The sequence below is a fragment of the Pseudomonas sp. LjRoot71 genome (genome assembly GCF_964253255.1).
In the GTDB taxonomy this organism is placed as follows: Bacteria; Pseudomonadota; Gammaproteobacteria; order Pseudomonadales; family Pseudomonadaceae; genus Aquipseudomonas.
This window is the reverse complement of the sequence record NZ_CAXURA020000001.1, coordinates 332,583-350,396: the sequence shown is the minus strand read 5'-3', so window position 1 is coordinate 350,396 and position 17,814 is coordinate 332,583. Positions and strand designations below refer to the sequence as shown.

The window sequence follows — 17,814 nt, the reverse complement described above, 5'->3', positions numbered from 1 at the left end:
CGAACAAAGCCGCTACTGTAGCTGCCAGGCAGCGGTGCTGGCCAGGGTTGTGCGGCCTTGGTTATCCTTGCGGCCTTCTTGGAGTAGATAAATGACTGATATGCAATGGCGTGCCGAAGACTTCGATGCGCACTTGAATGCCTGCGGCCTCAACTGCCCGCTGCCTTTGCTCAAGGCCAAGCTGGAACTCAACCGCCTGGCCAGCGGCGCAGTGCTCAAGGTTGAAGCCACTGATGCCGGTTCGCAGCGGGATTTTCGTGCCTTCGCCAGCCTGGCAGGGCATCGCCTGTTGCGTGAAGAGGTTGATGAAGGTGTGTACCGCTATTGGCTGCGCAAGGCGTAGCCCTGCGTGTTACAGAATTAGTTGGGTTCTGAAGGGCTTTGCCATTGCACTGGCTGAGCAATGGGTTACTCGGAGTTGCGTAGGTTGCAGGCAGAAAAAAGCCGGTCAATTGACCGGCTTTTTATCGGGTGTCTCTCAGGCCTTGTGCAATGCCTGGGCTGCTGCCAGTACGGCCTCGACATGGCCGGGTACTTTGACGCCGCGCCATTCCTGACGTAACACGCCGTCTTTGTCGATCAGGAAGGTGCTGCGATCGACGCCCAGATACTCCTTGCCATAGAGCTTCTTCAGCTTGATCACGTCGAACAGCTGGCACACGGCCTCGTCCTTGTCGGAGATCAGCTCGAAGGGGAATTCCTGCTTGCACTTGAAGTTCTCATGGGACTTCATGCCGTCCCTGGAAACGCCAAACACCAGGGTATTGGCCGCCTGAAACGCCGGGTAGTGGTCACGAAAGCCCTGGCCTTCGGTGGTGCAGCCTGGAGTGCTGTCCTTCGGGTAGAAGTAGATGACCACTTGCTGGCCTTTGAGTGCTGACAGCTTGACGGTCTGACCGCTGGTGGCCTCTGCCTGAAAATCTGCAACCGGGGTGTCGAGTGCTACGGCCATAAAATGCTCCTTATGGATTCTGTGGACGCCAGGGTTCAATCAACGCGTCGAGGTTCAGCGCATCGGCGAAATCGAGGAACTGATCGCGCAACCAGCTGATCTGCGTGCCGGCTGGCAGGGTCACGGTCAGCGTGGCATTGAGCATGGTGCCGCCGGTCTGTGGGGCCAGGTAGGTGTCACAGGTAAGGTTTTCCAGTTCGACATGGTGGTCGAGAAAGAACTGGCACAACTCATTAAGAATGTCCGGGCGGTAGGCCGAGCTGACATAGGCCACATAGGGCAGGGCCTGTGGACGGCTTTCCGATGCCGAACTGCGGATCACATTGACCGAAAAGCTGTGCTTCTTGGCCAGTGCCGGCAGGCTCGATTCCAGGCGCGCCAGCGCGTCCCAGCTGCCGGATATCTGCAAGACCAGCGCGCTATATTCGCCATGACGGCTCAGGCGGGTGCTGACCACGGCGCAACGGTTCTCATGGCTGGTACGGCAGAGCACATTGGTCAGCTCCATGGCGTTAGGGCCAAGGGCGCTGACAAGCAGGAATTGTTCGCGAACTGGGGGGGTGGACATGCAGCCTTCCTAGACGATAAGCGGTCGACCTGTTTGTACAGCGCCGATCTAAAGCCGGAAGGGTAGCGAAAAGCACCGCTCAGGGGAATGCCGGCGGGGTCTGGCGATGTGGAATGTGCCGCGTTTGCCTGAGAAAGATTGTATACGCGTTGCCGCGGTACTTCGCTTGTGCAAGGCAGGTGGCCCCAGTACCATTACGGCTCTCTTTTTCCGGCAGGAGCGGTTGCATGATTGCGGGCAGTATGGTGGCACTGGTTACGCCCATGGATGCGCAAGGTGGTCTTGATTGGCAGGCCTTGAGCAAACTGGTGGATTTCCACCTGCAAGAGGGCACCAACGCCATCGTCGCGGTCGGCACCACGGGTGAGTCCGCCACGCTTGACGTGGGTGAACACGTAGAAGTGATCCGTCGAGTGGTCGATCAGGTTGCCGGGCGTATCCCGGTTATCGCCGGCACCGGTGGCAACTCCACCCGCGAATCGGTCGAACTGACCCGCGCCGCTAAAGATGTTGGCGCTGACGCCTGTCTGCTGGTCACCCCGTATTACAACAAACCGACCCAGGAAGGCCTGTACCTGCACTTCCGCCATATCGCCGAGTCGGTTGCCATTCCGCAGATTCTCTACAACGTGCCGGGCCGTACGGTCTGCGACATGCTGCCGGAAACTGTCGAGCGTCTGGCCAAGATCGACAACATCATCGGTATCAAGGAAGCCACCGGCGACCTGCAACGCGGCCAGGAAGTGCTGGATCGCGTAGGCAAGGATTTCCTCGTCTACTCCGGTGACGACGCCACCGCCGTGGAGCTGATGCTGATGGGCGGCAAAGGCAATATTTCGGTAACTGCCAACGTCGCTCCGCGCGCCATGAGTGACCTGTGCGCCGCTGCCATGCGCGGTGAAGCGGCCATCGCTCGCGCCATCAATGACCGCCTGATGCCGCTGCACAAGGCGTTGTTTATCGAATCCAACCCGATTCCGGTGAAGTGGGCTCTGCATGAAATGGGTTTGATGCCAGACGGTATCCGTCTGCCGCTCACCTGGCTCAGCCCGCGTTGTCATGAACCGCTGCGTCAGGCCCTGCGCCAGTCCGGCGTATTGGTTTAATTGAGGAATTACTACGCATGAAGCGACTCACCGGACTTTCTGCACTGGCCCTGATTATCGCGGGTACCAGCGGTTGTGGCTGGATCTATGGCGAAAACGGCTACTTCCGTGACCGTGGCAGCGACTACCTCGAGGCGCGCCAGACGGCTCCGATGCAAATCCCTGCAAACGTGGACGCCAAGCGTATCGACCCGCTGTTGCCTGTGCCGCAGCAGGTCGCCACGACCACCGATACCGGTGAGTTTATCGTGCCGCGCCCGCAAGCCCTGGCCGTAGCCAACAACACCAGCGACTTCAGCCTGCAGAAGAGCGGCGAGTCGCGCTGGGTTGTGGCGCAGCGTGTACCGGCTGAAGTCTGGCCGGTGGCGCGTCAGTTCTTTGCTGACAATGGTTTTCAGATTGCCGAAGAGCGTCCGCAGACCGGTGAGTTCAGCACCGCCTGGCAGCGTTTTGATGCCTTGTCCGAATCCATGGCACGTCGTCTGAGCAGCCGTGTATCCGGCGTCAATCCAGATGCCGAAACCCGCGTGCGGGTGCGTATCGAGCCAGGCGTGCAGCGCAATACCAGCGAAATCTTCGTGGTCAGCGCCGAGCGTCCAGCTGGCAGCACAGCTGATGTCGCGTTCACCAACCGCAGCAGCAACCCAAGCCTGGATGCTGCACTGCTCGATGAAATGCTCGTGACCCTGGCGCGCAGCGCCGAGCAGGGTGGTTCGGTATCGTTGCTGGCTGCGCGCGACTTTGACGCTCCCAACCGCGTCAGCCTGTCGGAAGACGGCAACGGCAACCCGGTGCTGAGCCTGGGCGCCGATTTTGACCGCGCCTGGTCGGGTGTCGGTCGCTCACTGGAAATGGCAGATGTACGTATCGACGACATCAACCGCAGCCTCGGTGTGTATTACATCAACCTGGCTGAGCGCGCTCAGAAGCCGGACGACAAGCCAGGCTTCTTTGGCAAAGTCTTCGGTAGCGAGCCAAGCAAGGAAGAAATCGAAGCCCGCGCCGAGCGCTATCAGGTACGCCTGAGCACCGTTGGCGACAGCGTACAGGTCACCGTGGAAAAAGACCTCAACACCATCGCCCCCGCTGATGTGGCGCGCAAGGTGCTTGACCTGATCCAGGAAAACCTTGGCTGATAGCAGGCAACTGCTGCACCGGCACTACCAATAGGCGAAACCCGGCGGGTTTCGCCTGTTTTGTTTACCAGAGGCGGAAATTCCGACATGAGCACAGCCACCACCCTGAGCCTGAAGAAAATCTATTCGGGCAAAGTCCGTGATCTATATGAGATCGACGACAAACGCATGCTGATGGTCGCCACCGACCGCCTTTCGGCATTCGACGTGATCCTCAACGAGCCGATCCCGGACAAGGGCAAGATCCTCACCGCCATCTCCAACTTCTGGTTTGCCAAGCTGGAGCACCTGGTGCCGAACCACTTCACCGGCGACAAGGTTGAAGACATCGTGCCGGCCGCTGAACTGCCGCTGGTCGAAGGCCGCGCAGTTGTCGCCAAGCGCCTTAAACCAGTCGCGGTGGAAGCCATCGTACGTGGCTACATCGTTGGCTCCGGCTGGAAGGAATACCAGAAGAGCGGCACCGTCTGTGGCATTCAACTGCCAGCCGGACTCAAGGAAGCGGCCAAACTGCCGCAACCAATCTTCACCCCATCGACCAAGGCCGCTGTGGGCGACCATGACGAAAACATCAGTTTCGAACAGTGTGAAGCGATCATCGGCGCTGAACTGGCCGCCAAAGTGCGCGACACTGCCATCGCCCTCTACAGTGCAGCGGTGGAATACGCCGCCACCCGCGGCATCATCATCGCCGACACCAAGTTCGAATTCGGCTTGGACGAAGACGGCACCTTGACCCTGATGGATGAAGCCCTGACCCCTGACTCCAGCCGCTTCTGGCCGGCGGACAGCTATGCAGAAGGCAAGAACCCGCCCAGCTTCGACAAACAGTTCGTCCGCGATTGGCTGGAATCCACCGGCTGGAACAAAGAGCCGCCAGCCCCAGCAGTGCCCGCCGAGGTTGCCCAGAAAACTGCCGACAAGTACCGCGAGGCTTTGACGCGTTTGACGGTCTAACCTCTTCGACGAATTGGCTATAGCGGCATAGAGGGGCACTGCGGTGCCCCTTTTTTGTGGGTGGCGCTTGAATCAGGCATGCGACATTTATTAACGGCCTGAAACGAAAAAGCCCCTGACTTCGCTAAAAAGTCAGGGGCTTTAATACTGCTATATGGCGGGAAGATAGGGATTTGAACCCTAGGTACCATCGCTGATACAACGGATTTCGAATCCGTCCCGTTCGGCCACTCCGGCATCTTCCCGTGGCGGCGCGCATGATAACAGCTGAAGTGCGTTTGGCGAACCCCCGGTTTGAAATTTTTCACATACTTTCAGAAGCTTGGGATCAAAGCAGGTGAGCAGGAGCGAAATTTGGCTAGGTCGATCAGTATTTATCCAATTGCGGTCTTTAGGTTGATTCTGGCCTGATCCTCGTAGTGCTCTTGAAAGTGATCTGTGTTGTAGAGGCGCTCACGGCTTAGAAAGTGTTTGAGTACGGCCTTGCGTTTGATGCGGTAGAGCAGGCCGGGTACCCAGCTGTATTCCTCACGCACTTGCCGGTCGTATTCGCTGAAGCGTGCAGGGGCTGCGCCCAGTATGGCCAGGTCGATATCCACCAGCAGTTGCTGATCGGGGTCGCTGGGTACTGCGTTATGGCAGGTCGCCATGATCAGGGCCTGAACGCGCGCCTGTGTGACAGCAATGGCGCCGCATGCTGCAAGCTCCTTGACCGCCCAGTCGGCGCTGCGCTGTTCATTGTCGGGGCCGCGCAGGGCGTAGATCGCATCGTGGAACCACAGGGCGAGTTCGACCTCGCCGGGTTCGCTGGCCAAGCTGTAGGCGGCGGTTAAATGTTCGAGGCATTCCGCCAGATGTTGCTGCGTGTGGTAGCGGCGATGCGGCTCGTTATACGCAGTCAGTAGCCGTTCAAACAGGCCGTCAGGTGCGTGCAGGCCGAGCTGACTCCAGGCGCGTTGCCAGGAGTGGGCGAGGGCTTCATGAGCAAGGTTCGTCACGGGTGATTTCCTTACCGCTCTTATCAAACGCTGTGTGGGTGCAGTGGGCGTCGCTGTAGGTCTGGCCGTTGAAGCGCAATTCGCGGGTGCGGCAAGCCGTAGCCGTGCAGTTCGTTTCACGGATGCTGTACTGGCCATGACTGATAGCTGGCAAGACTTCGAAGGCGTCACCGATGCCACTCCAGAGTACGGCGTAGTGCTTTGCGCCGGCCTGCTCGCGTTCGGCGATCAGCCAGTAGCGGAACAGGTGAGCGCCATAGAAGGTGAAGCAGTAGGGTTGTAACGCCGGGCGCAGGAAGTGAATACGCTCTGTTGTGCTCAGGCGGGGGAGTGCCACGCTGCTAAACAGTGAACGGGTCTGCGCCGTTGTCAGTCCCTGCTCGGTTGTGCAGCTGGCCAGGCTTTCGAGATCCTCAGGTTGCGCTGTTTGCAGCATCGCCTCGACGATTTCCTCGGCGGGTATGCGCTCATCCGGGCTGTGCGTTTCGGTGCTGGCAGTGAGGATCGGCTCGGCTGCCAGTGCCGCAATCGGGGCTAGCAGCAGGAGGCTTAGAAGGTTTTTGCGCGTCTGCATACGGGGCCAGGAGATAGCGGATTAGGCGTCCAGAGTGAACACCTGCAAATGAGCCTAGAAGCTACTGCCAGTCAGCCGAGCTGTCTAGCTGGGCGCTGATTCGTTCAATGCACGGCGTTATCCCCGGCTCAGTGTTGGGCAGAATTACTCCCAAAGAACAATTGTGCCGCTGCTTTAGGCGGTCGATGCTGCGTGCTTGATTGTGCGCCTATGGCGTTGCCTGCTATGTCCGAACTGCCTGATTGCCCCATCCATCTCGGTCTACAACCGCTGCGTCTGACGCTTGAGAGCGGCCTGGCGGTGCGTCTGTTCAGTCAGCCCTGGGCAAGCCGGGCAGGGCTGTGTGTACGGGTGAATGCGGGCAGCCATGATGAACCGTTGGCGTATCCGGGGTTGGCGCATTTTTTGGAGCACCTGCTGTTTCTTGGCAGCGCCGGGTTTACCGCTGAGCAACGCCTGATGCCCTTTGTGCAGGCGTGCGGCGGCCAGGTGAATGCCACCACGCAGGCGAATTACACCGAGTATTTCTGTGAGGTGCCGGCCGATTATCTGGAAGAGGCGCTGGTGCGGCTGTTGGACATGCTGGCCCGGCCGCTGCTGGATGAGGCCGAGCAACTGCGCGAGCGAGACGTGGTGCATGCCGAATTCATTGCCCGTAGCCAGGATGTCGACACCCTGCTTGGCGCTGCGTTGGGGCAAACCCTGGCCGAAGGGCATCGTTGCGCTGTGTTTCAGGCGGGTAATCGCGACACGTTGCCGGTCACCGATGCCGCGTTCCAGCTGGCGTTACGGACTTTTCATCAGGTGTTCTATCGCGCGGGCAATTGTCAGTTGAGTATTGTTGCGCCGCTGTCACTGGCGCATCTCAAGGCTCTGTCGCAACGCCATGGGGCGCTACTGCCCCAGGCGCAGGCAGTCGTGCGCAGTCGGCCGGCGCCACTGTTGCCGCTGCGCACGGAACGACTGCGGCTGAACCTGCCGAATGCAACCGCCACTTTGCACCTGGGGTTTGCCCTGGAGTTGCCTGAAACCCATGCGGACAGCGCCCTGGACTGGCTGCTCGGCTGGCTATTGGATGAAGCGCCGGCAGGCTTGAATGCCGGCTTGCGCGAGCGTGGATTGGGCGAGGTGGCGCGTGCCCAGGTGTTGTACTGCCATGCCGGACAAGCCCTGCTGCTGTTGAGTATGCGCGGTGGTGTTGCCCCGGATGAGGCGGTGGCGTTGCTGCTTGATTGGCTGGCCTTCGTCAGCGCGCAGGCCGATCCTCTGGCGTGGCATGAGGCGTATCAGCAGACTCGCCAGTTGCGCCTGTGTGGCATGACACCACTGGCGTTGGCCCGTGACTGGCAAGCTCCCGCGTCTGATGACGGCGGGGCGATTTGCCAGCTGTTGCAGCAGTTGCAAGAGCCGCAGCGCCGTTGTGTGCTGCTGGCGGATGAGCACGAGCTGCCACCCTGGCCTGGTGCGGGGTTCCCCTTGAAGATGCGTGCCGAGCCGGCGCTGCCGCTGCCAGTGCTGCGTGGCCGTTGGCAGTTACCGGCACGCAACCCCTTGCTGGCAGCGGCCGAGTTGCCGACGGTGAAGCTTGCCGTGCCCGCCGCATGGCGCTGGCTAGCGACGCCGGTTGATTACAGGGTGCCGGCGACCATGGCGGTGTGGCAGGCGCGTTGCTGTTTTGCTGAGCCATTGGGTGCGAGCGTATTGCTCAACCTGGCGCACACCGCTTTGCGGGCCGTGACCCAGCATCTGCATAACGTCGGTATCAGCCTGAGTCTGGAGGCAGAGGCCGCCAGCCTGAGTGTGCGTGTGCAAGGCAGTGCCAGGTTGATTCCCGCGGCGGTTGGTCTGTTGATGCCGGCGCTGTTGCAGCCTCCGCCGGCGCAGTGCTCAGCGCTGGCGGTCGCTGAGGCGCCGAGCATGCCGATACGCCAGTTGTTGGTGGCGTCTGCCGAGCTGATGCAAGGTCAAGCACAAGCGCTTGCGGGCGAGGTGGCTATTACGCTGCAACAGCGTTATCGCCCGATGCGCATCGAAGCCCTCGGGGTAGGGCTGGATCGCCCGGATCAGCTACGGATTGAGCGCCTGTTCAGCACCTCAGCGCTCTGGCCGTCTGCGCTCGTTGCCCCGTTGCAGTCTGGCTTGCACTGGCGAACACGGACCGCGCCTGGGGACAGCGCGCTGCTGCTGTTCTGTCCGCAAGTGGATGAGTCGCCCGCCACCGAGGCCTGCTGGCGGCTGTTGGCGCATCTGCACCAGGGCGCGTTCTACCAGCGTCTGCGCAGTGAGTTGCAGCTGGGGTATGCGGTGTTCTGCAGTTACCGGCAGATCCAGGGGCGACGCGGGTTGCTGTTCGGTGTGCAATCACCGGGGTGCAAGGCTGGAGACATTCTGCAGCACATTCAGGCTTTTCTGCAGGCGCGCAGTGCCTGGCTGGCTGGGCTGGATCAGGCTGCATTGGCTGCGTCGATTACTGCACTGCGTGGTCAGTGGCAGGTGCAGGCGCGCAGCTGTGACGGGCTGGCCGAGCAAGCCTGGCTGGCGCACCTGGCCGGTCTTGCAGATGCACATGGCGAGGCCGTGCAACAGGCATTGCAGTCGCTCAGCCTGGAGGCCGTGCAGCAGGCTCAGCAGACGCTGCTTGAAACGTCTGCGGGCTGGTACGTGCTGAGCAACGAGCCCGCGCCCGCTCACATCTAAGGGCTGCTTCTCGCCACGTTCCTTCTCTACGTTTGCGCGCCTCTCGGGTTCAGCCCGTTTGCGGACGGGTTCGTTCGCGTCCATGCATTTCTCACCCGCAGCCATGCCGCCATTGTTCATCTGGGCAGGGCTTAGTCCGTCTACGACCTTGGGTGGGCATCCTTGCGGGCAGGGTCTTTGGGAGTGGCGGTCGTACACCGTTCCGACAGCGCCTCCAGGACGCGCCAAAGCAGCAGGCAATCAAGGCCATGGCAGCGTATGGCCGCTATCAGGGCTTTTCGATAATCGCCTCCGACCCGACTGACCGTTGCCGGTCGTCCCATCCAGCGGAGAGTGTTATGAACAACAACAAGATCGCCAGCACCCGATTTCTGCCCCTGACCCTGGTTGCTGCCGTCGCCATGGCGACAGCACAACATGCAGCTGCCGAGATCGTCCTGTATGACCAGGACGAAACCACCTTTTCCACCGATGGCTATATCAACGCCTTCTATGTGAACAGCGATGTCGACCGTGAAGGCGAGCAGTTTGACCGTCGCCAGTCGCGAGTGAAAATGGGCTTTCTGCCCAACTGGATCGGCTTCAACTTTGGCAAGCAGATCGATGGCCTGAAACTCGGCGGGCGTTCGTCGTTCTGGGTCACCATCAACGACAGCGAAACCAACGGCACCGATACCGCTATCGATGTGCGTCAGTTCTACGGCACCGTTTCCAGCCCGGAGTGGGGCGAGGTGCTGGTGGGTAAGGACTTTGGCCTGTTCTCGCGCTCGAACATCTTCCTGGACGAACTGCTGGCCGGTTACGGCAACGTCAGTGACACCCTGGGCCTGGTGGATGGCAACGGCGTATCGTTCGGCAACATCGGCACCGGCTACCCGTATCCGTTCCCGACGTCGCAGATCACCTACCGCAACAACAACCTGGCAGAAGGCCTGCGCGTGGCCGTGGGCATCATGGACCCAGTGGACACCAACGATGACAGCGCCGTGGGCAAGTCCTACCAGGAAGAGCCGCGCTTCGAGTCCGAGGTCAGCTACCAGTTCGATGTGGGCGACGCGACCATCTACTCCTGGCTCAACGGCGCTTACCAAACCTCCGATAACACCGATAAGGCCGTCGACAGCGTGACCTCGCAAGGCCTGGGTTACGGCGTGCAGGCGAAGATGGCCGGCTTCTCGGTCACTGCGTCGGGCTTCCAGGCTGAAGGGATCAACCCGTTCTTCACCAACAACGCCGGTGAAGCCACGCTGCGCGAGATCGACAGCGAAGGCTACCTGCTGCAGGGCTCCTACACCTTCGGCAAAAACCGCGTGGCGCTGTCCTATGGCAAAACCGAGGATGACGGCAACGGCCTGGGTACGGCCGCCGACTACGAGACTCGCGGCATTGCCTACTTCCGCACCATCAACGACAACCTCAAGCTGGTGGCCGAGTACAACCAGTACGAGATCGATGCCGCCGAGGGCAGCGGTCTGGGTGAGGACACCAACACCTTCGCGGTGGGTGCCGTTCTCAGCTGGTAAGCATGCAGCACAGGCCGGGCAAACCTTGCCCGGCTTTTACCTGGAGGTTGCCATGCCCCTGGATGCCCTGCTGATTCTGCTGCCCTGCAGCAGCGTACTGCTCGCATTGCCACTCGTGCTGATGCGTTGCCTGTAACCCCACCTGACACCAAGGAAGACACCATGCTCGGTTTATGGAGTGCACATGCCCAGCAATACCTGCTGTGGCTGACTCTGGCCACCACCCTGGTCTTTGCATTACCGATTTTCTGCATCCCGCTGGTCTGGGCCCGTCTGATGGGCTGGACGCTGCCCAGCCACACCCACCTGGCGGTGTATTTCGGGCGCTGCCTGGGGGCTTTTATCCTGATTGTCGAAGCGTTGATGTTGCGCGCCGCATTGACTGGCGAGGCGATTCACACGACTTTCGAGGTGCTCGCCGCCGTGGCTGTGATGATGATCATCGTCCATATCTACGGGGCTCTACGGCGTATTCAGCCGCTCAGTGAAACCCTGGAGATCGGCTTCTACAGCGGCCTGCTGGTGCTGACACTGTTGTTCTGGCCCGCTACTTAGGAACTAGTCCTGCGCTACTCAAGTGGCATGTGGGGCGGTGGGGCGGCTTCGTAGAATAACCCCAGTAATAACCGTGTTTCTCATGGGGGCCGCGATGCCGCATACGCTTACCGAAGGTGTGGTGACCGCCACCGCCAACGCCACGGATGTCGAGCTGGTGGCGCAGGAACTGGCCCGTCAGCTGATCCACCCGCACCTTGGCTTCGTACTGTTCTTCTGCTCGGCGGAATACGACCTGCAGAGCCTGGGCGAAGCCCTGGATCAATACTTCGGCGGGATCAACCTGGTGGGCTGCACCAGTGCGGGGGAGATCACTGCCCAGGGCTATGACCGTGGTTGCGTCAGCGCCATCGGCTTTGATCACCGCAGTTTTTCGATTGCCAGCGCGCTGATCGACGAGATGGAGCGCTTTAGCCTGATCGATGCGCAACAGCTGGTTGAGCGCCTGGTGAGTGATTGCCGCAACAATGAACTGGCCACCATCAAGGGGCACAGTTTCGCCCTGACCCTGCTCGACGGCCTGTCCAGCCGCGAGGAAGTGGTGCTCGGCGCGCTGAGCGCAGCCTTTGGCAGCATTCCGCACTTCGGCGGTTCGGCCGGCGACGACAACCACCTGACCCACACCCACGTCTACTACAACGGCGAGTTCCACACAGGGGCCGCTGTGGTGGTGCTGTTCAATACCTGGCTGGATTTCGAGGTGTTCAGCACCCATCACATCCTGCCGCGCGACGAGAAGCTGGTAGTAACCCGTGCCGACAGCACCAGCCGGCGGGTCTATGAACTCAATGCCGCACCGGCGGCGCTGGAGTATGCCGAGCTGATCGGCGTGCCGCTGGAGGCCCTCGACCATCGCCTGTTTGCCGCCCATCCATTGGCCGTGCGCATTGGTGGTCAGTACTACGTGCGCTCCATCCAGCGGGTCAATGATGACCTCAGCCTGACCTTCTATTGCGCGGTGGAGAACGGCATCGTGCTGACCGCCATGCAGCCCGGACCATTGCTGCCGGACCTGCAAGGGGTGTTCGACGGCCTGCGTGAGCGGCTTGGGCCGTTGCTGCTGACGATAGGCTGCGACTGCTTTCTGCGTCGTCTGGAAATCGAAGGGCGCGACGGGGTCGAGCCGGTGTCGGCCTTTCTGCGCAGCCAGAACGTGATCGGCTTCAACACCTACGGAGAGCAGTTCAATGGCATGCACATCAACCAGACCTTTACCGGAGTCGCCATTGGCCGTCCCGGTCGCGGCTGATGTGGCCGAGCTGCAAGCCCGTTGCCTGGAACTGGAGCGGCAGAATGGCAAACTCCGGCAGATCAACAGCGCACTGATCGAGCGGGTCGAATCGGTGCATTCACGCGGTGACGATGCCTACGCCGCGTTCCAGCATTCGGTTGTGCTGGCCGAGCAGGTGCGTGAGCGCACCGATGCCCTCAACCAGGCCATGGCCGAGCTGAAATCCAGCAACCAGTTGCTCAGCGACGCGCGCCTGCGGGCAGAGACGGCTCACCAGCACCTGATCGATGCCATCGAAAGTATTTCCGATGCCTTCGTGCTGTTTGATCGCGAGCAGCGCATCGTGCTGTTCAACAGCCGCTTCAAGTCGTTCTGGGCCGGCAGCCGGGCGCGGATCACCCCCGGCACGCGCCTGACCGAGATCAAGCGCCTGAGCAAGAGCACTGGCCTGGTGGTCGAGGAGCAGCGCGGCAATCGCGACGACAACATGCTCTACCGCCTGCAGGACGGCCGCTGGGTGCAGGTCAGCGAACGGCCGACTCGCGAGGGCGGGCTGGTGATCCTCTACACCGACATCACCGAGGTCAAACTCAACGAAACCATGCGCCGCGAGCAAGCCCTGGCGCAGAAGTCGCGGTTATTGCAACGGGCCATGGACAACCTGTCCCAAGGCATGGCCATGGTCAATGCCGAGGGCCAGCTGGAGTTGTGGAACCACCGTTTTCTCGACCTCTGCGGCCTGGCGCCAATCAGTGCCCATCGGCCGTTTGCCGAGGTAATGGCCGAGAGCGAGCTGGAACTGCTGACGCCGGCCAGTCGCGATGCCAACGGTCGGCTGATTGCGGAGCTGGAGTTGTGCCTGTTCGATGGGCGCATGCTGGAGGTGCGCACCCATCCGCTGCCCACCGGCGGCTTCGTCAACACCTTCACCGACATCACCGAGCGCCACCGCCATGCCAAGGCACTGAGCGAAAGCGAGCGCTGGATTCGCCTGATCACCGACCATGTGCCAGCGCTGATTGCTTACCTCACGGCGGATCTGGTCTACCAGTTCACCAACAAGGTTTACGAGGAATGGTACTGCTGGCCCCGTGATGCGATGCTCGGGCAAAGCCTGCGGGTGGTGCACAGCGAAGAGCATTGCCGGCGGCTGGAGCCGTTTATCGAACGGGCGCTGTCTGGCGAAAGCGTGACCTTTGAATTTGCCGAAACCAATCACCATGGTCAGGAGCGCTACATGCTGCGTTCCTATGTGCCCAACCGTCAGGCCAGCGGTGAGGTGGTCGGCATCTTCGTGCTGATCCGCGACATCACCGAACGCCGGCGTACTGCCGAAGCCCTGCATCAGGCCTACCAGCACCTGGAACAGCGGGTGCGTGAACGCACTGCCGAACTGACCGATCTGAACACCCAGCTGCGCCGCGAGATCGATGAGCGCACGCAAATGGAAGCCCGCCTGCGTGAGGCCAAAGGCGAGGCGGAGCAGGCCAACCTGTCGAAGACCAAGTTTCTTGCTGCCGTCAGCCACGACCTGTTGCAGCCGCTCAATGCGGCGCGGCTGTTTACCAGTGCACTGCTGGAAAAACGCGACCTCGCCGACAGCGCCGCCCTGGTGCGCAATGTCAGCAACTCGCTGGAAGATGTGGAAAGCCTGCTTGGCACCCTGGTGGATATTTCCAAACTCGATGCCGGGGTGATCAAGCCGGATATCGCTCCGTTCGCGGTTGGCGAACTGTTGGAAAACCTGGCCGCCGAATACCACCAGATCACCGGCAGCGAAGGTCTGCGCCTGGACTTCATCCCCAGCTCGGCGCTGGTGCGCAGCGATATTCAGTTGCTCGCGCGGATTCTGCGCAACCTGCTCAGCAATGCCATCCGCTACACCTCCAGCGGGCGCATCCTGCTGGGTTGTCGGCGGCGCCGGCAAAGCCTGTCGATCGAAGTGTGGGACACCGGTATTGGCATCGCCGATGACAAACTCGGCGAGATCTTCCAGGAGTTCAAACGCGGTGATGTCAGCCACCGCAAGCAGGACCGTGGCCTGGGGCTGGGCCTGGCGATTGTCGAGAAGATCGCCCGCATGCTCGGCCACCGCATTCGCGTGACCTCGCGCCAGGGTAAGGGTTCGATGTTCGCCATCGAAGTGCCGTTGACCAGCCTCGCGCCGCGTGCCCGTGCCGTGCAGGAAGCGCCCAACCCGCTGGTGGAGCGGCTTAGCGGTTCGCGCATCTGGGTGCTGGATAACGATGCCGCCATCTGTGCCGGTATGCGCACGCTGCTGGAAGCCTGGGGCTGTCAGGTGGTGACGGCCTTGTCCGAAGAGGACCTGGCACGCCAGGTCGACAACTTCCATGCCGATGCCGACCTGCTGATCGCCGACTACCACCTCGATGACGACCACAACGGTGTTGATGCCGTGGCGCAGATCAATGCCCGGCGCAGCTCACCCTTGCCCGCGTTGATGATCACCGCCAACTACAGCAACGAACTCAAACAACAGATGCGCGAGCTGGGCCACACCCTGATGCACAAGCCGGTGCGACCGATGAAACTGAAGACGGCGATGAGTCATTTGCTGGATCGCGGCGCGGCTGGCTAGGGTTGGTTGCCGTTTCGTTCCTGGATGCACCGGCCGGTAAAGCGGGCCGGTGCATATCGCATCTGATGGTTACGCCAGATCACCGAGCAGGGCGTCGGTGGTGTCCACCTTGGCATAAGCGAACGCCAGTGCGGCCATATAGGCGGCGTGTACCTGGCTGGCCGGCACGCTCACCCCGTTGAACTCCAGGGCCAGGGTGGCGCAGGCGTCATGCGCGACCGCACAGCTGTAACCGAAGTCATGTGCGGCGCGGGTTACGGCGTCGATGCACATGTGGCTCATGGCCCCGCAGATAAGCACCTGACTGGCTCCGGCCTGGTCGAGCACCTGTTTGAGCTCGGTATCACGAAAGCTGTTGATCTGCTGCTTGATCAGCACGGCCTCGCCCGGTTGCTCCTGCACCAGTGGGTAGACCTCGGCACCCTTGGAGCCTGGGGCGAAGAAGGGCGCATCGCTGCTGGCGAATACATGGCGCACGTGCACCACCGGCAAGCCCTTGGCGCGAAACGCGGTGAGCAGGCGTGCGGCATTGGCGGCGGCCGCTTCGCTGCCTTCGAGCTGCCATTTGCCACCTTGGAAATAGTCATTCTGCAGGTCGACGATGATCAGTGCTGTTTTAGACATGCGCTAAGCCTTGTAGTGAGAGCGTGAGGTGAGTAGTCGCTGGCGACTCGACGCCCTCCGTGGGCGTTGCCGCATATGGCTGTGGGTGCGGTTCAGCGGCGCAGATAAGCGGCGAAGTCGATATCCCCGGCCGAGAGAATGGCCTGTACCCGGTTGTGCACATTGAGCTTGCGCAGGATGGCCGAGACGTGGGCCTTCACCGTGGTTTCGGCGATGTCCAGGCTGTAGGCGATCTGTTTGTTGGACTCGCCCTTGGTCATGCGTTCGAGTACCAGCAGCTGTTTGCGGGTCAGTGCCTGCAGCAGTTCCGGCGGGAAGCTGTGGTGGTCGGCGTGGCTGCGCTGCGAGCCGCTCTTCTGCGTGCGGATGATGTCCGGCGGCAGGTAGACGTTGCCGTTGAGAATCTGCTGGATGGCATCGGTCATCTGCGCCCGTGGCGAGGACTTGGTGATAAAACCGACCGCGCCGTAGGTAATCGCCTGCAGGACGATCTGTTTGTCCTGCTCGGCCGAGACGATCACCACTGGAATGGTCGGCGCCTCGTTGCGCAGGTTAATCAGCCCGCCCAGGCCGTGCATGCCAGGCATGTTCAGGTCGAGCAGGATCAGGTCGAGGTCGTCATGTTCCTGGGTCATTACCAGGGCGCTGTCGAGATCGGCAGTTTCCATGATGTTGCTGCCGGGGAAGCCGTCACTGATGACGTTGTGGATGGCTTCGCGAAACAGCGGGTGGTCATCGGCAATCAGAATTTTGTACATGGCCTTATCACCTCGTTGTTTTGATTATGGTGGGGTTGCAGCCGTAACGCATGGTTTAACGCAGCAAGGGCAGTGGTTGTGCGGGTATCAGGGGCAGGCCGGCCTGTTGCCAGGCGTCGATGCCGTCACGGTACCAGTACAGTTTGGTGTAACCCAGATGATGGGCGCGTTTTACCGCATTCCAGCCCAGCCAGCAGTCGGAGCGGCAGTAGAACACCAGCGGCCAGGCGCGATTGCCCTGGCTGGCCTGGGCCAGGCTGCGCTGGAAGTAATTCTGCCACTGCGGACTCAGCTCACCGTCGCCGGTATTGGCCAGCCACAGGCTGTTAGGCAGGTTGGCGTGCACTTCATCCTCGATGAACTGGCCGTGCAGCCATTGCTGGCGATAAACGTCGATCAGCCGAGTGCCAGGCTGTTCACGCAGCAACTGCTGCAGGGCAACGGTGTCCAGGGTGCGTGCGTGTTCGTGGGTTAGCGGTGTGGGGCTGCGGTAATGGCTGAGGCGATAGCCATCGGCAGAAAACAACGGGGTATCGGCCAGTATGGCGCTGGTCGGTAGCAGGCTGGCAAGCAATATCAGGGCCTTTGGCCAGTGTTTCATCGCCTTTGTTCTCGATTCTTTTTATGGATCTATTACAGGGCAATGCCGATGCTTTGGGAATTCTACGTTGGAGATGAAAACCAGTACCAAAGTAGTAGATATGCGTGGTGCCTGATATGCCTAGCTGCCTTTGCGCAGGGCTGCATGTTGCGGGTTGAAGGTCAGCACCGCGAGCGCTGCGAACAGCAGGGTTAGGCCCAGGCATACGGCTAGCGCCAAGGGGCTGAAGCGCAGGTAGAGGGCAAAGCGCACCAGCTCCACGGCATGGGTGAAGGGGTTGAGGGCGCACAGCCAGTACAGCCACTCGCTGGCCTCGCGCATCTTCCACAGTGGGTAGAGCGCTGATGAGAGGAAAAACAGCGGGAAGATGACGAAGTTCATCACCCCGGCGAAGTTCTCCAACTGGCGAATGCCATTGGACAGCAGCAAGCCGAGGGCGCTGAGCAACAGGGCCACCAGCAGCAGGGCGGGCAGGGCGCTGAGCAGGCCCCAGACCGGCGGTTGCACGCCGTAGAACCAGGCAATGGCGAGAAAGGCGTACACCTGCAGCAGCGAGATCAGGGCGATGGCCAGCAGTTTGCCGGCGAGCAGAAAGGCCCGTGGCAGCGGGCTGGTCAGCAGCACACGCATGCTGCCCATCTCGCGGTCGTAGACCATCGATAGCGAGCCCTGCATGCCGTTGAACAGCAGAATCATGCAGGCCAGCCCCGGCACGATATAGGTTTCGTAGGTGATGTAAGTGTCGTACGGCTCGATGATGGCGATGCCCAGCGCCGCGCGAAAACCGGCGGCGAACACCAGCAGCCACAGTAATGGCCGCACCAGAGCGCTGAAGAAGCGGCTGCGCTGCAGTACGAAACGCAGCCATTCGCGTTGCACGATGCCTTGCAGGCAATACCAGTAGGCGTTCATCGACCAACCTCCATCGGGTGCGC

General features: G+C 61.1%; 17 protein-coding genes and 1 tRNA gene. 9 read left to right on the top strand and 9 right to left on the bottom strand.

Annotation, left to right across the window (positions count from 1 at the left end; all coding sequences use genetic code 11):
- Window positions 1–91 precede the first annotated feature (91 nt).
- Window positions 92–343 (top strand): sulfurtransferase TusA family protein, encoded by a 252-nt coding sequence (locus ACSQ17_RS01695; protein WP_436067322.1) that lies wholly within the window; start codon window positions 92–94, stop codon window positions 341–343.
- A gap of 135 nt (window positions 344–478) precedes the next feature.
- Here ACSQ17_RS01695 and ACSQ17_RS01690 read toward each other — a convergent pair whose 3' ends face one another.
- Window positions 479–952: a peroxiredoxin gene (locus tag ACSQ17_RS01690; protein ID WP_436067321.1), complete on the bottom strand. Its 474-nt coding sequence runs from the start codon at window positions 950–952 to the stop codon at window positions 479–481.
- 10 nt (window positions 953–962) lie between these two features.
- Window positions 963–1,520: a glycine cleavage system protein R gene (locus tag ACSQ17_RS01685; RefSeq protein ID WP_436067320.1), complete on the bottom strand. Its 558-nt coding sequence runs from the start codon at window positions 1,518–1,520 to the stop codon at window positions 963–965.
- A 227-nt stretch (window positions 1,521–1,747) separates the two neighbouring features.
- Between ACSQ17_RS01685 and dapA the strand changes: the two genes are divergently transcribed.
- From dapA to ACSQ17_RS01670, 3 genes are all read left to right on the top strand, one after another.
- Entirely contained in the window at window positions 1,748–2,626 is an 879-nt protein-coding gene (dapA, locus tag ACSQ17_RS01680) for a 4-hydroxy-tetrahydrodipicolinate synthase (protein WP_436067319.1), read from the top strand.
- Between the two features lie 17 nt (window positions 2,627–2,643).
- Window positions 2,644–3,762, top strand: coding sequence for an outer membrane protein assembly factor BamC (bamC, locus tag ACSQ17_RS01675; RefSeq protein ID WP_436067318.1), 1,119 nt, complete (start codon window positions 2,644–2,646; stop codon window positions 3,760–3,762).
- 87 nt (window positions 3,763–3,849) lie between these two features.
- A complete protein-coding gene (locus tag ACSQ17_RS01670) occupies window positions 3,850–4,719 on the top strand; it encodes a phosphoribosylaminoimidazolesuccinocarboxamide synthase (protein WP_436067317.1) in 870 nt (289 codons plus the stop codon).
- A gap of 155 nt (window positions 4,720–4,874) precedes the next feature.
- Here ACSQ17_RS01670 and ACSQ17_RS01665 read toward each other — a convergent pair.
- The 3 genes from ACSQ17_RS01665 to ACSQ17_RS01655 form a co-directional block, all read right to left on the bottom strand.
- Window positions 4,875–4,964: transfer RNA gene (locus ACSQ17_RS01665), tRNA-Ser, on the bottom strand.
- Between the two features lie 129 nt (window positions 4,965–5,093).
- Window positions 5,094–5,717 carry an HD domain-containing protein gene (locus ACSQ17_RS01660; RefSeq protein WP_436067316.1) on the bottom strand — a complete coding sequence of 208 codons (624 nt, stop codon included), beginning with the start codon at window positions 5,715–5,717 and terminating at the stop codon, window positions 5,094–5,096.
- On the bottom strand, window positions 5,698–6,291 hold the full coding sequence (locus ACSQ17_RS01655; RefSeq protein WP_436067315.1) for a hypothetical protein: 594 nt from the start codon (window positions 6,289–6,291) through the stop codon (window positions 5,698–5,700). Before ACSQ17_RS01655 ends, ACSQ17_RS01660 begins: the two co-directional genes overlap by 20 nt.
- Before the next feature lie 225 nt (window positions 6,292–6,516).
- On the opposite strand from ACSQ17_RS01655, the gene pqqF reads away from it, so the two are divergent.
- The 5 genes from pqqF (at window position 6,517) to nahK (ending at window position 14,896) form a co-directional block, all read left to right on the top strand.
- A complete protein-coding gene (gene pqqF / locus ACSQ17_RS01650; protein ID WP_436067314.1) occupies window positions 6,517–8,988 on the top strand; it encodes a pyrroloquinoline quinone biosynthesis protein PqqF in 2,472 nt (823 codons plus the stop codon).
- Window positions 8,989–9,326: 338 nt separating this feature from the next.
- Entirely contained in the window at window positions 9,327–10,511 is a 1,185-nt protein-coding gene (locus ACSQ17_RS01645; protein WP_436067313.1) for a porin, read from the top strand.
- Window positions 10,512–10,673: 162 nt separating this feature from the next.
- Window positions 10,674–11,066 (top strand): hypothetical protein, encoded by a 393-nt coding sequence (locus tag ACSQ17_RS01640; RefSeq protein ID WP_233684619.1) that lies wholly within the window; start codon window positions 10,674–10,676, stop codon window positions 11,064–11,066.
- 94 nt (window positions 11,067–11,160) lie between these two features.
- A complete protein-coding gene (gene nosP, locus ACSQ17_RS01635; protein ID WP_167144905.1) occupies window positions 11,161–12,315 on the top strand; it encodes a nitric oxide-sensing protein NosP in 1,155 nt (384 codons plus the stop codon).
- Window positions 12,254–14,896, top strand: coding sequence for a hybrid sensor histidine kinase/response regulator NahK/ErcS' (gene nahK / locus ACSQ17_RS01630; protein WP_436067312.1), 2,643 nt, complete (start codon window positions 12,254–12,256; stop codon window positions 14,894–14,896). Before nosP ends, nahK begins: the two co-directional genes overlap by 62 nt.
- A gap of 69 nt (window positions 14,897–14,965) precedes the next feature.
- Here nahK and ACSQ17_RS01625 read toward each other — a convergent pair whose 3' ends face one another.
- The 4 genes from ACSQ17_RS01625 to ACSQ17_RS01610 form a co-directional block, all read right to left on the bottom strand.
- Window positions 14,966–15,520, bottom strand: coding sequence for a cysteine hydrolase family protein (locus ACSQ17_RS01625; RefSeq protein ID WP_090252780.1), 555 nt, complete (start codon window positions 15,518–15,520; stop codon window positions 14,966–14,968).
- A gap of 92 nt (window positions 15,521–15,612) precedes the next feature.
- Window positions 15,613–16,278, bottom strand: a complete 666-nt coding sequence (locus tag ACSQ17_RS01620) for a response regulator (RefSeq protein ID WP_090252782.1) — start codon at window positions 16,276–16,278, stop codon at window positions 15,613–15,615.
- 55 nt (window positions 16,279–16,333) lie between these two features.
- Window positions 16,334–16,879 (bottom strand): PQQ-dependent catabolism-associated CXXCW motif protein, encoded by a 546-nt coding sequence (locus ACSQ17_RS01615; protein WP_436067311.1) that lies wholly within the window; start codon window positions 16,877–16,879, stop codon window positions 16,334–16,336.
- Window positions 16,880–16,999: 120 nt separating this feature from the next.
- Window positions 17,000–17,791 carry an ABC transporter permease gene (locus ACSQ17_RS01610; RefSeq protein WP_436067310.1) on the bottom strand — a complete coding sequence of 264 codons (792 nt, stop codon included), beginning with the start codon at window positions 17,789–17,791 and terminating at the stop codon, window positions 17,000–17,002.
- Window positions 17,792–17,814 lie beyond the last annotated feature (23 nt).